At 69.6% G+C, this 17,770-nt stretch carries 14 protein-coding genes and 1 pseudogene; 9 read left to right on the forward strand and 6 right to left on the reverse strand.

Going from position 1 to position 17,770, the window contains the following annotated elements; translation table 11 throughout:
• Positions 1-34 precede the first annotated feature (34 nt).
• From QQY66_RS10505 to QQY66_RS10530, 6 genes are all read left to right on the forward strand, one after another.
• Positions 35-808 (forward strand): IclR family transcriptional regulator, encoded by a 774-nt coding sequence (locus QQY66_RS10505; RefSeq protein WP_301978872.1) that lies wholly within the window; start codon positions 35-37, stop codon positions 806-808.
• A 4-nt stretch (positions 809-812) separates the two neighbouring features.
• Positions 813-1,286 carry a GNAT family N-acetyltransferase gene (locus QQY66_RS10510; protein WP_301978873.1) on the forward strand — a complete coding sequence of 158 codons (474 nt, stop codon included), beginning with the start codon at positions 813-815 and terminating at the stop codon, positions 1,284-1,286.
• Between the two features lie 116 nt (positions 1,287-1,402).
• Positions 1,403-2,407, forward strand: coding sequence for a hypothetical protein (locus tag QQY66_RS10515; RefSeq protein WP_301978874.1), 1,005 nt, complete (start codon positions 1,403-1,405; stop codon positions 2,405-2,407).
• Positions 2,404-3,714 (forward strand): sensor histidine kinase, encoded by a 1,311-nt coding sequence (locus QQY66_RS10520; protein ID WP_301978875.1) that lies wholly within the window; start codon positions 2,404-2,406, stop codon positions 3,712-3,714. Before QQY66_RS10515 ends, QQY66_RS10520 begins: the two co-directional genes overlap by 4 nt.
• On the forward strand, positions 3,711-4,382 hold the full coding sequence (locus QQY66_RS10525; protein WP_301978877.1) for a response regulator transcription factor: 672 nt from the start codon (positions 3,711-3,713) through the stop codon (positions 4,380-4,382). Before QQY66_RS10520 ends, QQY66_RS10525 begins: the two co-directional genes overlap by 4 nt.
• A 65-nt stretch (positions 4,383-4,447) precedes the next feature.
• Positions 4,448-5,896 (forward strand): penicillin-binding protein 2, encoded by a 1,449-nt coding sequence (locus tag QQY66_RS10530; protein ID WP_301978878.1) that lies wholly within the window; start codon positions 4,448-4,450, stop codon positions 5,894-5,896.
• 96 nt (positions 5,897-5,992) lie between these two features.
• Here the strand turns inward: QQY66_RS10530 and QQY66_RS10535 are convergent, their stop codons facing one another.
• Positions 5,993-7,450, reverse strand: coding sequence for an NCS2 family permease (locus tag QQY66_RS10535; protein ID WP_301978879.1), 1,458 nt, complete (start codon positions 7,448-7,450; stop codon positions 5,993-5,995).
• A 252-nt stretch (positions 7,451-7,702) separates the two neighbouring features.
• Between QQY66_RS10535 and QQY66_RS10540 the strand changes: the two genes are divergently transcribed.
• The 3 genes from QQY66_RS10540 (at position 7,703) to QQY66_RS10550 (ending at position 11,768) form a co-directional block, all read left to right on the forward strand.
• Positions 7,703-8,269 carry a SigE family RNA polymerase sigma factor gene (locus QQY66_RS10540; protein ID WP_301978881.1) on the forward strand — a complete coding sequence of 189 codons (567 nt, stop codon included), beginning with the start codon at positions 7,703-7,705 and terminating at the stop codon, positions 8,267-8,269.
• On the forward strand, positions 8,266-9,123 hold the full coding sequence (locus tag QQY66_RS10545; RefSeq protein ID WP_301978882.1) for a hypothetical protein: 858 nt from the start codon (positions 8,266-8,268) through the stop codon (positions 9,121-9,123). Before QQY66_RS10540 ends, QQY66_RS10545 begins: the two co-directional genes overlap by 4 nt.
• Positions 9,124-9,569: 446 nt before the next feature.
• Positions 9,570-11,768, forward strand: coding sequence for a family 43 glycosylhydrolase (locus tag QQY66_RS10550; protein WP_301978883.1), 2,199 nt, complete (start codon positions 9,570-9,572; stop codon positions 11,766-11,768).
• A gap of 73 nt (positions 11,769-11,841) precedes the next feature.
• Here QQY66_RS10550 and QQY66_RS10555 read toward each other — a convergent pair.
• From QQY66_RS10555 to QQY66_RS10575, 5 genes and pseudogenes are all read right to left on the reverse strand, one after another.
• Positions 11,842-13,001: pseudogene (locus tag QQY66_RS10555) on the reverse strand (dienelactone hydrolase family protein).
• Positions 12,988-14,268 carry a polysaccharide lyase family 1 protein gene (locus QQY66_RS10560; RefSeq protein ID WP_301978884.1) on the reverse strand — a complete coding sequence of 427 codons (1,281 nt, stop codon included), beginning with the start codon at positions 14,266-14,268 and terminating at the stop codon, positions 12,988-12,990. Before QQY66_RS10560 ends, QQY66_RS10555 begins: the two are co-directional and overlap by 14 nt.
• Positions 14,261-15,388: a pectinesterase family protein gene (locus QQY66_RS10565; RefSeq protein WP_301978885.1), complete on the reverse strand. Its 1,128-nt coding sequence runs from the start codon at positions 15,386-15,388 to the stop codon at positions 14,261-14,263. The genes QQY66_RS10560 and QQY66_RS10565 overlap by 8 nt, the downstream gene beginning before the upstream one ends.
• Positions 15,389-15,502: 114 nt before the next feature.
• A complete protein-coding gene (locus tag QQY66_RS10570) occupies positions 15,503-16,837 on the reverse strand; it encodes a polysaccharide lyase family 1 protein (protein WP_301978887.1) in 1,335 nt (444 codons plus the stop codon).
• Positions 16,838-16,872: 35 nt separating this feature from the next.
• Positions 16,873-17,673, reverse strand: coding sequence for a rhamnogalacturonan acetylesterase (locus QQY66_RS10575; protein WP_301978889.1), 801 nt, complete (start codon positions 17,671-17,673; stop codon positions 16,873-16,875).
• Positions 17,674-17,770: the final 97 nt, after the last annotated feature.

The following is a 17,770-nucleotide window of genomic DNA, read 5'->3' on the forward strand; positions in this document are numbered from 1 at the left end:
GACTATTTCCCGTCGAACGAAGGGGTCAAGGGCGATGTCGGCTGGCGAGACGGGGGGCGGAGCGCAGGTCAAGTCCGCGGTAAGGACTGTTGAACTGCTCGAGTATTTCGCCGGACGCCCCGGAATGCACTCCCTCGCGGCGGTCCAGGAGGCCGTCGGGTACCCCAAGTCCAGCCTCTACATGCTGCTGCGCACGCTGGTCGAGCTGGGCTGGGTGGAGACGGACGCGACGGGCACGCGGTACGGGATCGGCGTACGGGCACTGCTGGTCGGTACGTCGTACATCGACGGGGACGAGGTGGTCACGGCGGCCCGTCCGACGCTGGACCGCCTGTCGGACGACACGACGGAAACCATCCACTTGGCCCGTCTGGACGGCACGAACGTCGTCTACCTGGCCACCCGCCAGTCCCAGCACTACCTGCGCCCCTTCACGAGGGTCGGCCGCCGCCTCCCGGCCCACTCCACCTCCCTCGGCAAGGCGCTGCTGAGCACGTACACGGACGAACAGGTCCGCAAGATGCTCCCGGAGACGCTGCCCGCCCTCACCGAGAACACGATCACCGACCGCGAGAAGCTCATCGAGGAGCTGCACCAGGTCCGGGAGCAGGGCTTCGCCGTCGACCGCGAGGAGAACACGCTGGGGCTGCGCTGCTTCGGCGTCGCGATCCCGTACCGCACCCCGGCCCGGGACGCGATCAGCTGCTCGGTACCGGTGGCGCGGCTGACCCCGGCCCATGAGCAGATGGTGAAGGACGCGCTGTTCGACGCACGGGACCGGCTGACACTGGCCACCCGTAGGCTCTGACGCCATGAATGTGGAACTCCGCGAGGTTCACGACAGCGATCTGCCCGTCTTCTACCGGCAGATGAACGACCCGGAGGCCCTGTGGATGGCGGCCTTCACCCCGAAGGACCCGGCCGACCGGGACGCCTTCGACGCCCACTGGAAGCGGATCCGGTCCTCGGCCGGCGTCCTGCACCGTACGGTCCTGGCGGACGGTGACGTGGTGGGGCACGCGGCGGTGTACGGGGAGCCGGACGAGCGTGAGGTGACGTACTGGGTCGACCGGGCGTACTGGGGACGGGGTGTCGCCACGGCGGCCCTCCGGGTGCTGCTGATTCAGGCCCCTGAACGCCCGTTGTACGCACGGGCCGCGGCGGACAACGCGGGGTCGCTGCGCGTGCTGGAGAAGTGCGGCTTCCGGCTGACGGCCCGGGAAAGGGGTTTCGCGAACGCGCGAGGCGAGGAGATCGACGAGGTCGTGCTGACGCTGGAGGGTTGAGGCGCGGGGCCGCGGCTCGGGCTGAGGCTCTGGCTGAGGCCCCTCCCCCGTCCGGCGGAGGCGGATCGTCGTGGCGCAGGACGTGCCGGTCGGGCTCCGCACGGCAGCGTGGACGTATGACCCCGTCACTCGTCGCCACCAAGCCCCGCCGGCTCCTCCGTGCCGTCGCCGTCGCCTCCTGCGTGCCGTATCTCGCCCTCGAGGTCGCCTGGGTCGCCGGGAGCCGAGTGGGGATTCCGGACGGCGGTTCGCTGCTGGAGCACCGGACGTCCATGGCGGTCGCCAACAGCATCTCCGTGGTGCTGGACAGCGCCGTCATCGTGCTGGCGCTCGTGCTGACCCGGCCGTGGGGGCTGCGGGTGCCCGCGTGGCTGCCGGCGTTTCCGGTGTGGGTCGCGACCGGGCTGCTCGCGCCGATCATGACCGGGTTTCCGTTGCAGCTCCTCGTGAGGGCGCTCGGCGGGAGCGTGTCCACGGCCGCCGGCACCGGGCGTGAGCCCTTCCTCGACGAGTGGGTGTTCGGGGTCGTGTACACCGGGTTCATCGCGCAGGGACTGGCCCTCGGCACCCTGTTCGTGCTGTACGCCCGCGACCGCTGGGGCCACCTGTGGCATGGACGCGTGTGGGAGCTGCCCCGCGGTACGGTCGGCGCCGCCCAGCGCGTCACCGCGGGCGCCGCCGCCGTACTCGCCCTGCTGCCGCTCACCCTGCACCTGCTGTGGGCCTTCGGCGGTACGGCCGGGCTCAGTGCGGGACGGGCCGGCGACCGGACCTCCGACTTCTACGTCCTGGAAGCCATGACGGCCCTCTTCCTCGCCGCCGCCGTGGCCGGCGCCTGGCTGCTCGCCTTCCGGAGCGCCCCGGCGCTGCCCGTGAAGACGCCGCTCGCCCTCGCCTGGGTCGGTTCGGGTGCCGCCGCCTGCTGGGGCGGCTGGCTGGCGCTCGCGTCCCTGACGGGGGTCGACGACATCGCCGACCGCCCGACGCCGGTGATGCACCTCGCCTACGCTGGCCAGATGACCGTCGGCGTCCTGGTGGCGACCCTCGGCGCCCACTTCCTCGCGGAGCGGTCCGCCGGGACGAGGGACGGCTCTTCCGCCGCGGCGAAGCAACCGGCGTGAGCACGATCGCCCGGTTCCTGTTCGGCCGTCGGGCCCGCCGCCGCTGGATCCATCTGATCCTCGGCGGCGCGCTCGCGATGCCGTACGTCCTCGTCGGCTCGTTGGCCGTCGGCCCGGCGACCGGCTCCACGAACGTGTTCGGTTCCTTCACCCTCCAACTCGCCTCGTTCGCCCTGGGGTTGCCCATCGCCGCCCTCACCTCCCTGTTCCCGCTGACCCGGCCGCTCGAGGTCGCCGCCGTGCGGTCGCTGTGCGGTGTGGACGACGACCGGCTCGCCGACGGGCCCGCACGGAGCCGGTCCGCGAAGGGGCGTGCGGCGGCCTGGTTCACGCTGCATCTCGGTTTCGGCGGGATCATCGCCGGGATGTCGCTCGCGGTACCGCCGTTCGCGGTCGTGCTGATCGTGCTGCCCATCTTCGCCGGGCTGCGCGACCCCCGGCTCGGGCTGCCCGAAGCACTCGACCACACCTGGGCGTTGACGCTCGCACCGGTCGCGGGAGCGGCGGTGCTCGTAGCGCTCGCCGCGTGCGCGGCCGCGTCCGGGGCGCTGCTCGCCCGCTGGGCGCCCGCCCTGCTCGGCCCCACGCCCGAGGACCGGCTCGCAGCCGCCGAGGCACGCGCCGCCGACCTCGCCGTACGCAACCGGCTCGCCCGCGAACTGCACGACTCCGTCGGCCACGCCCTGAGCGCCGTCACCCTCCAGGCGAGCGCGGCCCGCCGCGTCCTCGACACCAACCCGGACTTCGTCCGCGAGGCCCTGGCCGCGATCGAGGACACCACCCGCCGCACGGTGACCGAACTAGACGCCGTCCTGGGCGTGTTGAGGAACGGCGACTCGACCGTCCCGGCCCCGACGCTCGCCGCTGACCTCGACGACCTCCTACACCGCACCCGCACGGCCGGCCTGCGCATCACGACCACGATCGACGTCGCCCCCGAGACCCTCCCGCCGGTCGTCTCCCGCGAGGCCTACCGCATCGTGCAGGAGGGGCTGAGCAACGCCCTCAAGCACGCCGACGACAAGCAAGTGACCCTGCACATCGAGGCCACGGGCGGCCACCTGGACATCGCCCTGGAGAACCCACTGAGAGACCTCGGTGGAGCGCCCCAAAGGGGCGCGGGGAACTGCGCGACCAGCCACAACGAACCCGCAGACAAACGACGTCCGGCGGAGCGCCCCCGCGGGCACCATGGACTGCACGGCATAACCGACCGAGCCCGCCTACTCGGCGGCACCGCACACGCAGGCCCCGTCGAAGACACCTGGCGCCTGCACGTACGCCTGCCGAGAAAGGGCCCCGCATGACCAGCCCGACGATCCGTGTCGTCCTCGCCGACGACGAGCGCATGGTCCGCACAGCCCTGCGCGCGATCCTCTCCGCCGAGCCGGACATGGCGGTCATCGGCGAGGCGGCGACCGGCGCGGAGGCGGTGTCGGTCGTACGGGACCTCCTACCCGACGTAGTCCTCATGGACGTCCGCATGCCGGAGGCAGACGGCATCAGGGCCACCGAACAGATCCTCGCGACGCTCGACGCACCACCCCGCATCGTCGTCGTCACCACCTTCGAGAACGACTCCTATGTGTACGACGCCCTGCGCGCCGGAGCCGCCGGGTTCCTGCTCAAGCGGGCGGACGCCGACACGCTCGTGCAGGCGGTACGGCTGGTCGCACGCAGCGACAGCCTGCTGTTCCCGTCCGCCGTACGGACCCTCGCGACCGAGCACGCGCGCGTGCACACCGCTCCGCCCGCCTGGGTGGCGAAGCTCACCGGACGGGAGAGCGAGGTGCTGCGGCTCATGGCGGCCGGACTGACCAACGCGGAGATCGCGCGGCACATGGAGGTCGGCCCGGCCACCGTGAAGACGCACGTGGCGGCGGTCCTGGCGAAGACCGGCACGCGGGACCGTACGCAGGCGGTGATCGCCGCGTACGAAGCGGGATTCCTGAAGTCGCCGCGGCCGGCTTCATGAACACCCGATGAGAAATACGGGCGGAACGGAACGATCCGCAACGCCTCGGTCGTCTTCTTGGCGGGATGAACAAGACGATCAGGCGCGCATCGGTCTTCGCGCTGCTGCTGGTGTTCGCTCTGCTGGTCAGGGCGACCTGGGTGCAGTTCTACGACGGCCAGGCACTCGCGGACGACAGCAAGAACCGGCGGAATGCGATCGAGACGTACTCGTCGCCGCTCGGGAACATCATCGTGGCCGGTGAGTCGATCACCGGCTCGGCACGGACGAAGGGCAGCGACCTCGCGTACAAGCGCACGTACACCGACGGCGAGCTGTACGCCGCGGTGACGGGCTACGCCTCGCAGAGCTACGCGCCCACGCAGTTGGAGGGCATCTACCAGGATCTGCTCAACGGCACGGACACCCGGCTGAAGACCCTGATGGACACGGTCACCGACAAGCGGGCCGATCCGGGCAACGTGGTCACGACGATCGACCCGGCCGTGCAGAAGGCGGCGTACGACGCGCTCGGCGACAAGAAGGGCGCGGCCGTCGCGATCGACCCGACGACCGGCAAGATCCTGGCGGTCGTGTCGACCCCGTCGTACGACCCGACGTCGCTGACCGACGCGGACACCGCCGGGACGGCCTGGAAGAAGCTCAACGCGGACTCCGACAAGCCGCTCACGAACCGCGCCCTGCGCCAGCCGCTGCCGCCGGGCTCGACCTTCAAGCTGGTCGTCGCGGCTGCCGCGCTGGAGGACGGGCTGTACTCGTCGGTCGACGAGAAGACGGACAGCCCCAACCCGTACCCCCTGCCGGGCACGACGAGGGCCCTGGAGAACGAGAACGCGTCCGCCCCCTGCAAGAACGCCACCATCCGCACCGCGCTGCAGTACTCCTGCAACAACGTGTTCGGCAAGATGGCCGTCGACCTCGGCCAGGACAAGCTGAAGGCCATGGCCGAGAAGTTCGGCTTCAACGACGAGACCCAGGACATACCCGTGCGGGCCTATCCCAGCGTCTACCCGTCCGGGATGGACAAGGCGCAGACCGCCCTGACGGGCATCGGCCAGTTCGACGTCACGGCCACGCCATTGCAGATGGCCATGGTGTCCGCCGCCATAGCCAACGGCGGCGAGATGGTCACCCCGCACATGGTCTCCGAGATCACCGACAGCGGCGGCAACGCACTGGAGAACTACGACGACAAGACCGACACCACCCGCATCGTCAGCTCCGACACGGCCGAACAATTGCAGTCCGCGATGGAAACGGTCGTCTCCAAGGGCACCGGCACCAACGCCCAGATATCGGGCGCCACGGTAGGCGGCAAGACCGGCACGGCCCAGCACGGCGAGAACAACAGCAAGACACCGTATGCCTGGTTCACGTCCTACGCGAAGGCCGGGGACAAGGAGGTCGCGGTGGCGGTGATGGTCGAGCAGTCGGACGCGGCAAGGTCCGAAGTAAGCGGCAACGGCCTGGCGGCCCCGGTAGCCAAGGCAATGATGAAGGCGGCGGTTGAGTAGCGCCCCGTCAGGGGCGCGGGGCTGTATCAATATGCGGCTCCGCCGCGTGGGCGCGACCAGCCACAACGAACCCGCACCCGACCGCGCAGCGAATCCTCACTTCACCCCGAGAACCTGCTCAATGGGGTCAATAGCGAAGTACACCAGGAACAACACCGACGCCCCCCACAGCAGCCAGTGAACATCCTTCGCCTTCCCCAGCACCGACTTGATCACCACATACGCCAGGAACCCCGCCCCGATGCCATTGGTGATCGAGTAAGTGAAGGGCATCACCGCGATGGTGAGAAACGCCGGGATGGCGATGTCGTACTTGTCCCAGTCGATGTGCTTGACCTGAGTCATCATCAGGAAGCCCACGGCGACCAGCGCAGGCGCCGCCGCCTGGAGCGGAACTATGGTCAGCAGCGGCGTGAGGAACAGGGCGAGTGCGAAGAGCCCACCGGTGACCAGGTTCGAGAAGCCCGTACGCGCCCCCTCGCCGACGCCCGCCGCCGACTCGATGTACGACGTCGCGGAGGACGCGGACGCCGCGCCGCCCGCGACCGCCGCCGCACCGTCGATGAGGAGGACCCGGCCGAGGTTCGGGACCCTGCCCTGCTCGTCCAGAAGACCCGCCTCCGCGCTGATGCCGACGACCGTGCCCATGGTGTCGAAGAAGTCCGACAGGATCAGCGTGAAGATCAGCAGGATGACCGTGATGACACCCACGTCGGTCGCGCTGAACGCGCCGAACAGGCTGAACTGGCCGATGAGTCCGAAGTCGGGGGTGTCGACGATCTTGTCGGGCCACTCCGGCGTGGTCAGCCCCCAGGCCTTGACGTCGGCGATCGAGTTGATGATGAGCGCGACGATCGTCATGGCGACGATGCTGATCAGGATCGCGCCCTTCACCTTCCGGGCGAGAAGCGCGATGGTGAGCAGAACCCCGAGGCAGAAGACGAGGATCGGCCACCCGGTGAGCGAGCCGGTGCCACCGAGCTGAACCGGCACGGTGGTGTTGGCGGCGTCGGGGATACGGCTGACGAAACCGGCGTCGACGAAGCCGATGAACGCGATGAACAGGCCGATACCGACGCTGATCGCCTGCTTCAGCGGCTGCGGAATGGCGTGCATGACGGCCTCGCGCAGGCCGGTCAGCACCAACACGCAGATCAGCAGGCCTTCGAGGACGATGAGGCCCATCGCGTCGTCCCAGCTCATCAGCGGGGCGATCTGGAAGGCGACGACCGCGTTGAGGCCGAGGCCGGCGGCGAGGGCGAGGGGCAGATTGCCGCCGATGCCCATGATGATCGTCATGACCGCGGCCACCAGGGCGGTGGCGGTGGTGAGTTGGACGGGGTCGAGCTGGTCGCCGAACTTGTCCTTGGCGCTGCCGAGGATGATCGGATTCAGGACAAGGATGTAGGCCATCGTGAAGAATGTGGCGAAGCCGCCGCGTATCTCACGGCCGAAGGTGGAGCCCCGTTCGGAGATCTTGAAGAACCGGTCGAGGCTGCTCACCGCGGAGGGCGCGGGACTTGGCCGGTCGGCCACCTTCTGCGAATCGGACATGGACCGGTACTCCTTGCTGCCTGGTTGATCAGTGTGCGGATGCTGGCTGGATTGTTCCCCTGTCGAACCCGTTTCAGGTTTTCTCCGTGTTACGGAATCAGGGCCGCTCTCACCGTGCGACCTGCCACACGGCGTTCGAAGCCTCGTACGAATCAGTTGTTCGACCACTGCTAGGCTTCCGCATCTCGACCGGATGGTCTCCGGACGATCACACGTCTTCCACATGCCACGCAGAGCCAGGAGAGGTCGCCCGTGGGCACAGTCGTCGACGACGCCGCCTCCGTGGAGTTCCATGCCTTCTTCGAGCGTCACTACACCGAACTGTCCCGTCTCGCCCACCTGTTGACGGGTGAACCGGACGCCGCCGACGATCTGGCGGCGGACGCGCTGCTGGCGCTGTGGCACCGCTGGGACCGGGTGCGCGCCGCCGATCATCCGGTGGCCTACGCCCGCGGAGTCGTCGCCAATCTCGCCCGTACCCGGATCCGCAGCGCGGTCCGCGAGCGGCGGCGGGTCGCCCTGTTCTGGTCGCAGCGCGAGGAGAAGACGGAGAACCCGGATGTCGCGGGCGTGGTCGATGTCCAGGAGGCGTTGCACAGACTTCCGTTCCGCAAACGGGCCTGTGTGGTGCTGCGGCATGCGTTCGACCTCTCGGAGAAGGACACGGCGCTCGCCCTGGGTGTCTCGGTGGGTACGGTGAAGAGCCAGACCTCGAAGGGAATGGCCGAGCTGCAAAGACTGCTCGGCACACAGGGTGCTCCGCAGAGGGTGCACGCGGCGATGGCGCGCACCAGTGACGCCGGAGGGAGGAACCGATGACCATGCGGCGGGACGTGCACGACGAGCTGCGCGCCCGGCTGCACGAGGCGGCCGGACAGCACGAGCCCGACCGCGCGCGCATCCTTGCCCGCGTCGAGCGCGGCATGACCGAGCAGACCCGGCCCGACCACCGGGCCACCCGCCCGCCGGTCTTCGGCTGGGTGCGGGTCGTCAGCGCCACCGCCGCGGTCGCCGGCGTGCTGGCCGTCGGCGGGTACGCGGTCGCCTCCGCCGTGAACGACGAACCCTCCCCGCAGCAGAGGGTCGCCGTCTCGCCGACGCCCACGCCGTCGCCGGACGCGACGAGCCGCGCCCCCCTCCCGCCGGTGGACCCGACGCAGAGCGCGCCGCCGAAGTCCGGGGAACCGAGCACCCCCGAATCGCCGTCCCCGTCCGCGCCCGCCGCCACCCTGGCGCCCGCCAACGGCGAGAAGGACGGCCCGCTCTGGTCGGACGGCTCGGTCGACCCGCACAGCAACGACTTCTGGGCACAGAGCAATGTGACCCTCCGGACGGACGAGCAACTCACCGCGCTGACCGTCCAGTTGAAGGTGAAGCAGACCGGCGGGGTGAGTTCCTCCGGCGCCTGGCGTGCGCTGCCCGAGCAGGACTTCACCTTCACCGTCGGCGAGCGGGACGGCTTCCTCGTCTACACCTGGGTGCTCAAGGAGGGCCGTACGGTCCCGAAGGGCGAGTGGGTGTTCGCCGGGCAGTACAACCATGAGCGCGGCGGGCGCGACGCGGGAGACGACGGCTACGCGGCGACGGCCGCCGCAGGGGGCCAACAGCTGTCCGTGGCGGGCGACTTCGCACGTCATGAGGGCGACGAGTCGGCGTCCGAGGGCGATTCGTAAAGAAGTTCCGAGAACGCGGCAACCTTTTCCGCACGTGTGGCGACGAGGAGACGTAAGGATGGCCCCTGACGCAACGCAATGCCGATTCTCCGCGTCTGACATCACGTACCAGTGATCCCATGGACCTGCTGATCTGAGCCCCCCTCGGTCAGCAGTCGCCGGCCTGAGCCCCCCTCGGCCGGCAAAGAAAGGCCCCGCCGGTGACGACCGGCGGGGCCTTTCGGTGTGCCCGTTGAGTTCATCGTCGACCCGATAGTCGTAGAACCGGTCGTCGATGCAGTCGCCGCCATGACCGGAAGAGGTTGCCGTGGCCTTGGCGAAAGCGACCGAAACTTTCGCCGCCCTCCATCTCATGCCTACCGATTGACGTGCTGTTTCCCACTGGTGACACTCCGAAGGCCGCCGCATCGTCCAACAGAAACGCCCACACTCCTACAGGACTGCCCATGCGCCCCAGAGCCGTGCTCGTCGCCTGTCTCGCCCTCCTCCTCACCCTTGTCACCGCTCCCTCCGGCACCGCGCAATCAGGAGCGCCGCCCGTGAGCAAGTCCAAGTACGCCGGCTATCTCTTCGCCTACTTCACCGGTGAGGGCACCGCCGACGGCGAGCAGATCCGCTACGCCCTCAGCCGCGGCAACGACCCGCTGCACTGGCGAGAGCTGAACGCGGGCAAGCCGGTCCTCACCTCCACCATCGGCGAGAAGGGCCTGCGCGACCCGTTCGTGATCCGCTCCCCCAAGGGCGACAAGTTCTATCTGATCGCCACCGACCTGCGTATGTACCGCAATTCCAGCGGCAGTTGGGACCACGTCCAGCGACACGGCAGCAAGTCCATCATGGTCTGGGAGTCCACCGACCTGGTCAACTGGACCGACCAGCGCCTGGTGAAGGTGTCCCCGGACAGCGCGGGCAACACCTGGGCCCCGGAGGCCTACTGGGACGACACGCTGGACGCGTACGTCGTGTTCTGGGCGTCCAAGCTGTACGCCGACGACGACCCCGACCACACCGGCTCGACGTACAACAGGATGCTGTACGCGACGACCAAGGACTTCCGCACCTTCAGCGAGCCGAAGGTCTGGGACGACCCCGGCTACTCGGTCATCGACTCGACCGTCGTGAAGCACAAGGACACCTACTACCGCTACACCAAGGACGAGCGGGACCCCACCTCCTCCAGCCCCTGCTCGAAGTTCATCACCGCCGAGAAGTCGACCACGCTGACGGACACCTCGTACGACTTCGTCTCGGACTGCATCGGCAGCGGCTCGATCGACCGCGGTGAGGGGCCGACGGTGTTCAAGTCGAACACCGAGGACAAGTGGTACCTGTTCATCGACGAGTACGGCGGCCGGGGCTACGTCCCCTTCGAGACCACCGACCTCGACTCCGGCAAGTGGACCATGTCCAAGAACTACCAGCTCCCCGCGAGTCCCCGGCACGGCACGGTGATTCCGGTGACGCAGGCCGAGTACGACCGGCTGCTGTCGGCCTACCCGGTCACACCGACGTCGGTCGTGGACGCGACGGCGAAGGGCCAGAAGGGGTACGCGGTCGTCACCGAGGCGACGAGCAAGGTCGTGCTGCCGATGCAACCCGGGGCGGATCTCCGGCACTTGGCGCCCCGGCTCGCCGTCGGCGCGGGTGCGAAGGTGACCCCGTCCAGCGGCACGCGCCGCGACTTCCGCAAGCCGCAGACGTACAAGGTGACGGCGGCGGACGGAACGACGAGAACCTGGACGGTCGAGGCGGTGCCGACCCGCAGCCCGGTCCTTCCGGGGCTGTACGCCGACCCCGACATCCGCTACATGGACGGCCGTTACTGGATCTACCCGACCACGGACGGCTTCCCCGGCTGGAGCGGTACGCAGTTCAAGGCGTTCTCGTCGAAGGACCTGGTCCACTGGAAGGACCACGGCGTGATCCTCGACCTGGGGCCTGATGTCTCCTGGGCCGACAAGAACGCGTGGGCTCCCGCGATCGCCGAGAAGGACGGCAAGTACTACTTCTACTTCTGTGCCGAGCAGCAGATAGGGGTGGCCGTCGCGGACTCGCCGGCGGGCCCGTTCAAGGACGCCCTCGGCAAACCCCTCGTCGCCAAGGGCGGTTCCCTCAGCGGCCAGATGATCGACCCGTCCGTCTTCACGGACGACGACGGTACGTCGTATCTCTACTGGGGCAACGGACGCGGCTACGTCGTCCCGCTCAACGACGACATGACCTCGTACGACCCGTCGAAGGTGCGGGACATCACCCCGGACAACTTCCGTGAGGGTGCCTTCGTCGTCAAGCGCAAGGGGACGTACTACTACATGTGGTCCGAGGACGACACCCGTAGCGAGAACTACCACGTCGCCTATGCGACGGGACCGTCCCCGCTCGGCCCGTGGACCAAGCGGGGCACGATCCTGTCCAAGCGCCTGGAGTACGGAATCAAGGGCACCGGCCACCACTCGGTGGTGAACACTCCCGGCACCGACGACTGGTACATGGTCTACCACCGGTTCGCGCTGAACGGCCCCGGCACGGCCGGCGGCGACGGCACGCACCGGGAGACGACCATCGACCGCATGGAGTTCGCGGCCGACGGCACGATCAAGCCGGTGGTGCCGACCCTGGAGTCGATCAGGCCGGTACGGCGCTAGCTCAGTCCGTCGTCGCGCCGATGGTGGTGCTGCCCGTGGTCAGGAACGTGGCCACGGGCAGCGAGCCGTCGGTTCACAGGACGGTGTCGAGCCAGGCGAACACCTCGTCCTGCATGCGGTCGTCGAAGACATGGCCGAGATCGGGCCAGACCTTCAGGCGCAGCCGCTCCTCGGCGTGGCGCGAGCGCCAGACGGCGGTGAGCTTGTCGTGGGCCACCCGTACGCCGTCGGCGGGGAAGAGGGGGTCCAGGGCGCCGCTGAAGAAGAGCATCGGCCTGGGGGCGGCGATGCTCGCCACGTCGGGGATGTCGAGGTGCCGGGCGAGCCCGGGGTGGAGCATGTAGTACGCCGACTGGCCGCGCAGGGTGTTGTTGCCGGGCACCATCATTTCCTTCAGGCCGGTCATCCAGCAGACGGCCGCAGTGGCCGCAACGGAGTCGGTCAGCGCGGCGGTCTGCCAGGCACGGAACGCGCCCATGGAGAACCCGACGGCCGCGACCCGGCGCGCGTCCACCCGGTCGAGGCCCGCCAGGAACCCGGCGGCGCGGGCGTCCTCGCGGGCCATGAGTCCGGCGAGCGAGGAGCCGAGATGGTAGAAGTTGGCGGCCAGCGCCTGCTGTTGGTCGTAGGTGAGCGGGCCCCGGTCGCCCCAGCCGAGCGCGTCCAGGCACAGCACGACGTACCCGCGCCGGGCCAGTTCGTCTCCGACGAACCGCCCGCTGAAGCACTTGTCGGCCCAGGCCTGCGCGGAGGCGAGCCGCGCGTCGTCGTACCAGGGCCGGACGAGCTTCTCCTTGCCGATGTCGAACCTGGCGCCGTGGTCGTGCAGCAGCAGGACCGCAGGGAAGGGCCCGGGGCCGTGCGGGGTGAGCAGGGCGCCACGGATGCGTTCGTAGCCGGTGAGGGAGAGGGTCACCAGCTCCCGCGTACAGCCGTCGGCTTCGGACCTGGCGCCGAACTCCGGGGTGTACGGGGTGTGTTCGTCCCGGTCGACGATCAGCAGCTCCTCGACCTTGGCGCGGGCGGCACGGCGCCAGGCGCGGAAGTCGCGGATCGGTGCCCGTCCCCAGGCGAGCGGGAAGGTGAGTCCGTTCTTGAGGGCGGGATGGAAGCCGGGCAGCGGGCCGTCCACCACGGCCGCCTCCGCCCCGCTCACCGCTCCCCGGCGAACAGCGCCGCTGCCCCGGCGCCGACCACGAAGGCCCGGCGTCCCACCGCGTCATGGCCGCTCATACGGCCTCCCGGTGCCGGCGTGGCGGAGGACGCACGCCTCGACCGCCTGCGCGGACCTGAGGGGCCGGTGGTCGTAGACGTCGGCGGGGTCCCAGCCGACATCGGTGGTGAGGCCGAGGCCGCTCGCCACCGCGTTCAGGTGGGCGGGGCGACCGTTGAACCAGGAGCCGGTGTCGCGGAAGCGCTCACCTCCGTAGTCCGCGACCGTGAGGGACGGGGAGCCCCGCCGGTAGCGGAACACATTGCGTTCGGAGAAGATCGCGGACTCCACGCCGACGCCGAGCGCATAGACGGTGTCGGCCGCCCGTCCCCGGTACACGTTGTTGACGACGTGCACCTGCCCGAAGCGGACGCGCGGGGCGCGCTGCACGATGTCGGTGAAGAGGTTCCGGACGAACGTCACCTTCAGGTGCCCCCGGTCCCGGTCACCGCGCCCGTCGCCGGAGCCGATGAGGATCGCCTTGTCGTGGTCGGTGAACCGGCTGTCGGAGACGGTGATGAAGTCGGAGCCGTCCTCGATGTCCAGCAGCCCGTCGTGCCGCTGGACGCGCTCCCCGTGGAAGCCGACGGGTGCCTCGCGGTCGCGGAAGCGGCCGTTGGTGAACGTGCAGTGGTCGATCCAGATGTGCTTGCCGGTGATGACGGTCATCGCGTCGAAGCGGGCGTCCCAGCTGCCCTGGGTGCCGTCGCCCGGCGACCAGGTGGTGAAGTGGTCCACGGGTGCTTCGAGGTGGAGGTTGCGGACGACGATGTTCGTGCCGGTGTTGACGGTCAGGAAGACCCCGAGGAGCCGGGCGTCGTCGCCGGCGCCGACGAGCGTGGTGTTGCTCGGCACGGTCAGCTGGATCTGCGCCTTCTCCTGGTTCGACCCGGTCTGCCGGAGCTGACGCTGCTGCCTGCAGTAGTCGTAGCGGGTGTCCGACCAGGTGGCGCCGTCCTCGCCGAAGCAGGACATGTACTTCGCGAGGTCGTAACCGGGTGCGTAGTCCTGCTCCCCGAGCAGCGAACCGTCGTCCGCCTCATGCCCGTTGACGTCACCGACGACTCGGATCACCTTGGGCGCGGTGGGGGCGCCGCGGTTGGCGAGTGCCTCCTTGAGCTCGGCGCGAGTGGACACCGTCCAGGTCGTGCCGCCCGCGCCGCCGGTGGTGCCGGGGCCGGTGGCGGCCCAGCCGACCGGCTCCCGCTCGGCGGCGGCAGCCGGAGCCGGCCAGGACAGGCACACGCACACGCACACGCACACGAGAAGGGCGGCGACCCTATGCACCGGGCCGCCAGTCGCCGAGGTACGTCTCCTTGGTGTGCGACCGGGCCTCGGCCGAGGTCAGTTGGGGCCGGTTCTCGTGGACCGTGACGACCGCGCCGGGGCCGTTGTTGCGGTACTCGGCGAAGCGCTGCTCCTGCCAGGGATGGGCGTCACGCATGTTGGCGTAGGGCGCGACCGCGTCGATGCCGGGGCCGAGCCAGGTTTCCCGGACGGTGAGCATCGGGCGGGCCGTGGTGCTGGAGCTGGGCACCCAGGGGCGGGCCACTTTGTAGTAGGCGTCGGGGGCCTCGCTCGTCACCCGGCCGCGCAGGACCAGGTAGCCGTGCGGGTTGGTGCGCTCCGTGGAGGGTGCGAAGACGAAGCCGTACGGGGCCGAGGAGAGGTCCGTGCGGTTGAGCGTGCGGAAGTGGCAGTGCTCGTAGACGGCCGTGGCCCGGCCGAAGACGAAGTCGACGTCGCCCTCGACATAGCAGTGGGAGAAGTACTGGCGGGCGAAGAGAGTGGAGGAGTTGGAGTCGGCGTACAGGGTGTCCTGGTGGCCGAGGAAGCGGCAGTGGTGGAAGGCCGAGCGGTCGCCCTGCACCTTGATGGCGACGGCCTGGGTGCCGCTGATCCCGGGGTGCTCTTCGCGCAGGAAGTCGTTGGCGAAGGTGATCCGGTGAGCGGTGAAGCCGTCCCCTCGGACGGTGGTGGTGGCCGAACCGGTGGTGCCGTAGGTGCCGGAGCCGTCCGGCTTGGGGGTGCCGGCCGCGTTGTCGTAGACGATGACGACGTCGCGCGGGCCGTCGCCGGCGCCGAGCCAGGTCATCTCCGTGCGGGAGCGGTCGACGGAGACCGTCTCCCGGTAGGTGCCCGGCGCGATGACGAGGGTCCAGCCGCTGCCCGGCGCGGCGGTCACGGCGGCCTGGACGGAGGTGAAGTCGCCCTGGCCCAAGGCGTCGACGTAGAGGGTCTGCGGGGTCAGGCGCGCGGCCGGTGAACCGTACCGGCCGAAGGGGCAGGACAGGGCATCGGCGGCCCGGGCAGGGACCGGTGCCAGGGCGAGCGTGGCGCCGGCACCGGCGCTCGCCGTCAGGAACCCTCTTCTGGAGAGGGGCGGCCGGAGGTGGGATGAAGGCATGGGTGTGCTCCTTCGGGGGTGCGGCTCGTGCAAAGGGTGCGTCGGACTGCTGCCTCGCGGTGGGGGTGCGGTGGCCGGGGCGGCGACATGCGCGCCCCGGCCCGGCGTGCTGCGTCAGCGCAGCCGGCCTGCGCCCGCGTGGGTGTCGACGATCCACGGGACCGCCCGTGGCGAGTCGACCTTGGTGCGCAAGGTCGGCGTCCAACCGGCGCCGGACTGGAGGGTCTCCTCGGGGATCTCCGCGTTGTGGACGGCGATCAGGTCGGTCAGCCTGCCGTTGACGTAGTTGTTCTCGGCGGTCAGCGGCGCCTCCTTCCACTTCTTCAGCGTCCTGGCCGGGCTGACCCCCTTCGGCAGCGAGAAGGCGTTGTCCGTGGCGTACAGCCGCGACTCGATGCCGATGCCGAAGGTGTAGACGTAGGGCTGGTCCTCGGTCACCACGAAGTGGTTGTTGTAGGAGTCGACCTGCCCGAACCGCACGCGCGGCGCGCGCTCGACGATGCCCTCGAAGCGGTTGTGGTGGAGGGTGACCTTGAGCTTGCCGGTGTCGTCCGCGGCGGCGCTGTCGCTGTTGCCGATCAGCATGGTCTTGTCGTGGTCCTCGAAGGAGTTCCAGGACACGGTCACGTGGTTGGCACCGCGCACGATGTCGACCAGCCCGTCGTGCTGCTGGTAGATCTCGCCGAAGTACGACGGCAGCGAGCTGTCGGGGTGACGCCCGTCGGTGAACGTGTTGTGGTCGAGCCACACGTGGGTGGAGCCGTAGACGACGACGCCGTCGTACTCGGAGTTCCAGGCCCCGGTGGTGCCGTCGGTCGGGTCCCACTGCGGGAAGCAGTCGATCGGGGCCTCGACGGTGAGGTTGCGGAGGATGACGTTGTCCACGCCCCTGATCTGCAGGCTGCCGCCGAGGATCCCGGAGCCCTTCCCGACGCCGACGATGGTGGTGTTGGCGGGGACGCTCACCTTGATGGCCTTGCCCTGGTTGTCCGCGGACGCGTCGCGCAGGTCCTCCTGCTCACCGCTGACCGGGGTGTCGTTGCCCCAGACGGCGGGGTCGTAGTCGGCGAGGTACTGCTGGAAGTCGTAGCCCTCGGCGGCGAAGGCGTCGCAGCCCTGGGAGACGGCGTCGATCATGCCCTTGACCTTGATGATCCTGGGTGCCGACCCTCCCTCCTTCAGGGCGGCCTGGAACTCCTCCCAGGTGGTGACGGTGTGGACATGCGCGGCGTCGGCGGCCGAACCGCCCGTCGTGCCCGCGCCCTGCGAGCCCCAGCCGTCGCCGGCGGCGAGCACCTGGCGGCCGAGGTCACGGCCCTGTGCCTGGGCACCGGCACCGGTGGTGCCGGTGAGACCGAGGACGAGCGCGGTGCAGCCGGCCAGGACGGCGGTTCTACGGGCGATCGCGGACCGGGTTATGGCATGCCCATGCCATGAATATGCGTTCATGTGAGCGGCTCTCTTCCGTTCTACGGGGGACGGGGCTACGCGGCGGCTTCGGGCCAGGTGATCCAGGACTCCGGGATCGCGTCGTCGAGCCGGCACACGTCCCGTGCTGCCAGCACACCGGTCCGCAGCAGCTCGCGCACCACGAGCCGCGCTACGGCGATCGCACCGGGCGGATTGAAGTGCGTGTTGTCCTGCTCGGTCTCGGTCCAGTTGAAGTACTTCTTCGACTCCTCGACACCCAGCTCCTGCCAGAGCGAGAGGGACAGCGCCTGGATGTCGAGCAGCGCGACATCCTCCCGCTCGGCGAGCGCACGCATCGCCGCGGGATACTCGCCGTGCGTGGTCCTGGCGTTGCCGGCGGTGTCGAACCTGCGGCGTTCGACCGGCGTGGCGAGGACCGGCCGGGCGCCCCGGGCGCGCGCACCGTCGATGTAGAGACGCAGATGGTCCTGGTACGTCGTCCAGGGCTCGGTGTACCGAGCGGGATCGGCGGTCTTCTCGTCGTTGTGCGCGAACTGGATCAGCAGGAAGTCGCCGGGCCGGATGGCGCCGAGGATCACATCGAGCAGACCCTCGTCGACGAAGCTCTTCGAACTGCGCCCGTTCATCGCGTGGTTGGAGACGGGCCGGTCCTTGTGCAGGAGGAAGGGAAGAGCCATGCCCCACCCGGTCTCGGGCGCGGCGTCGGCGTACTTCTGGGCGGCGGTGGAATCACCGGCGATGAAGAGGGTGCGGGTGCGGTGGCCGGAGCCGGCGTGAGCGGTACCGGTGGCCGCGAAGCTGAGCGGAGCGGCGGTCATGGCCGCCAGCGTGACCTGTCTGCGGGTTAGGGACACGGGGAGGTGCCTTTCTGGGAAGGGTCGTTCAGCGGTGCCTTTCAAACGTGGGGGGTGGCAGCGCCCTAGGGGCGCGGGGAACTGCGCGACCGGCCAC

Origin of the sequence: Streptomyces sp. DG2A-72, assembly GCF_030499575.1 — a bacterium.
Classification (GTDB): domain Bacteria; phylum Actinomycetota; class Actinomycetes; order Streptomycetales; family Streptomycetaceae; genus Streptomyces.

Coding starts and splice junctions, on each gene's coding strand:
- QQY66_RS10515 (WP_301978874.1), top strand. CDS start 1,403: ATGACCCCGTCACTCGTCGCCACCAAGCCCCGCCGGCTCCTCCGTGCC.
- QQY66_RS10535 (WP_301978879.1), bottom strand. CDS start 7,450: ATGTCCGATTCGCAGAAGGTGGCCGACCGGCCAAGTCCCGCGCCCTCC.
- QQY66_RS10530 (WP_301978878.1), top strand. CDS start 4,448: ATGAACAAGACGATCAGGCGCGCATCGGTCTTCGCGCTGCTGCTGGTG.
- QQY66_RS10525 (WP_301978877.1), top strand. CDS start 3,711: ATGACCAGCCCGACGATCCGTGTCGTCCTCGCCGACGACGAGCGCATG.
- QQY66_RS10550 (WP_301978883.1), top strand. CDS start 9,570: ATGCGCCCCAGAGCCGTGCTCGTCGCCTGTCTCGCCCTCCTCCTCACC.
- QQY66_RS10545 (WP_301978882.1), top strand. CDS start 8,266: ATGACCATGCGGCGGGACGTGCACGACGAGCTGCGCGCCCGGCTGCAC.
- QQY66_RS10510 (WP_301978873.1), top strand. CDS start 813: ATGAATGTGGAACTCCGCGAGGTTCACGACAGCGATCTGCCCGTCTTC.
- QQY66_RS10565 (WP_301978885.1), bottom strand. CDS start 15,388: ATGCCTTCATCCCACCTCCGGCCGCCCCTCTCCAGAAGAGGGTTCCTG.
- QQY66_RS10570 (WP_301978887.1), bottom strand. CDS start 16,837: ATGAACGCATATTCATGGCATGGGCATGCCATAACCCGGTCCGCGATC.
- QQY66_RS10505 (WP_301978872.1), top strand. CDS start 35: ATGTCGGCTGGCGAGACGGGGGGCGGAGCGCAGGTCAAGTCCGCGGTA.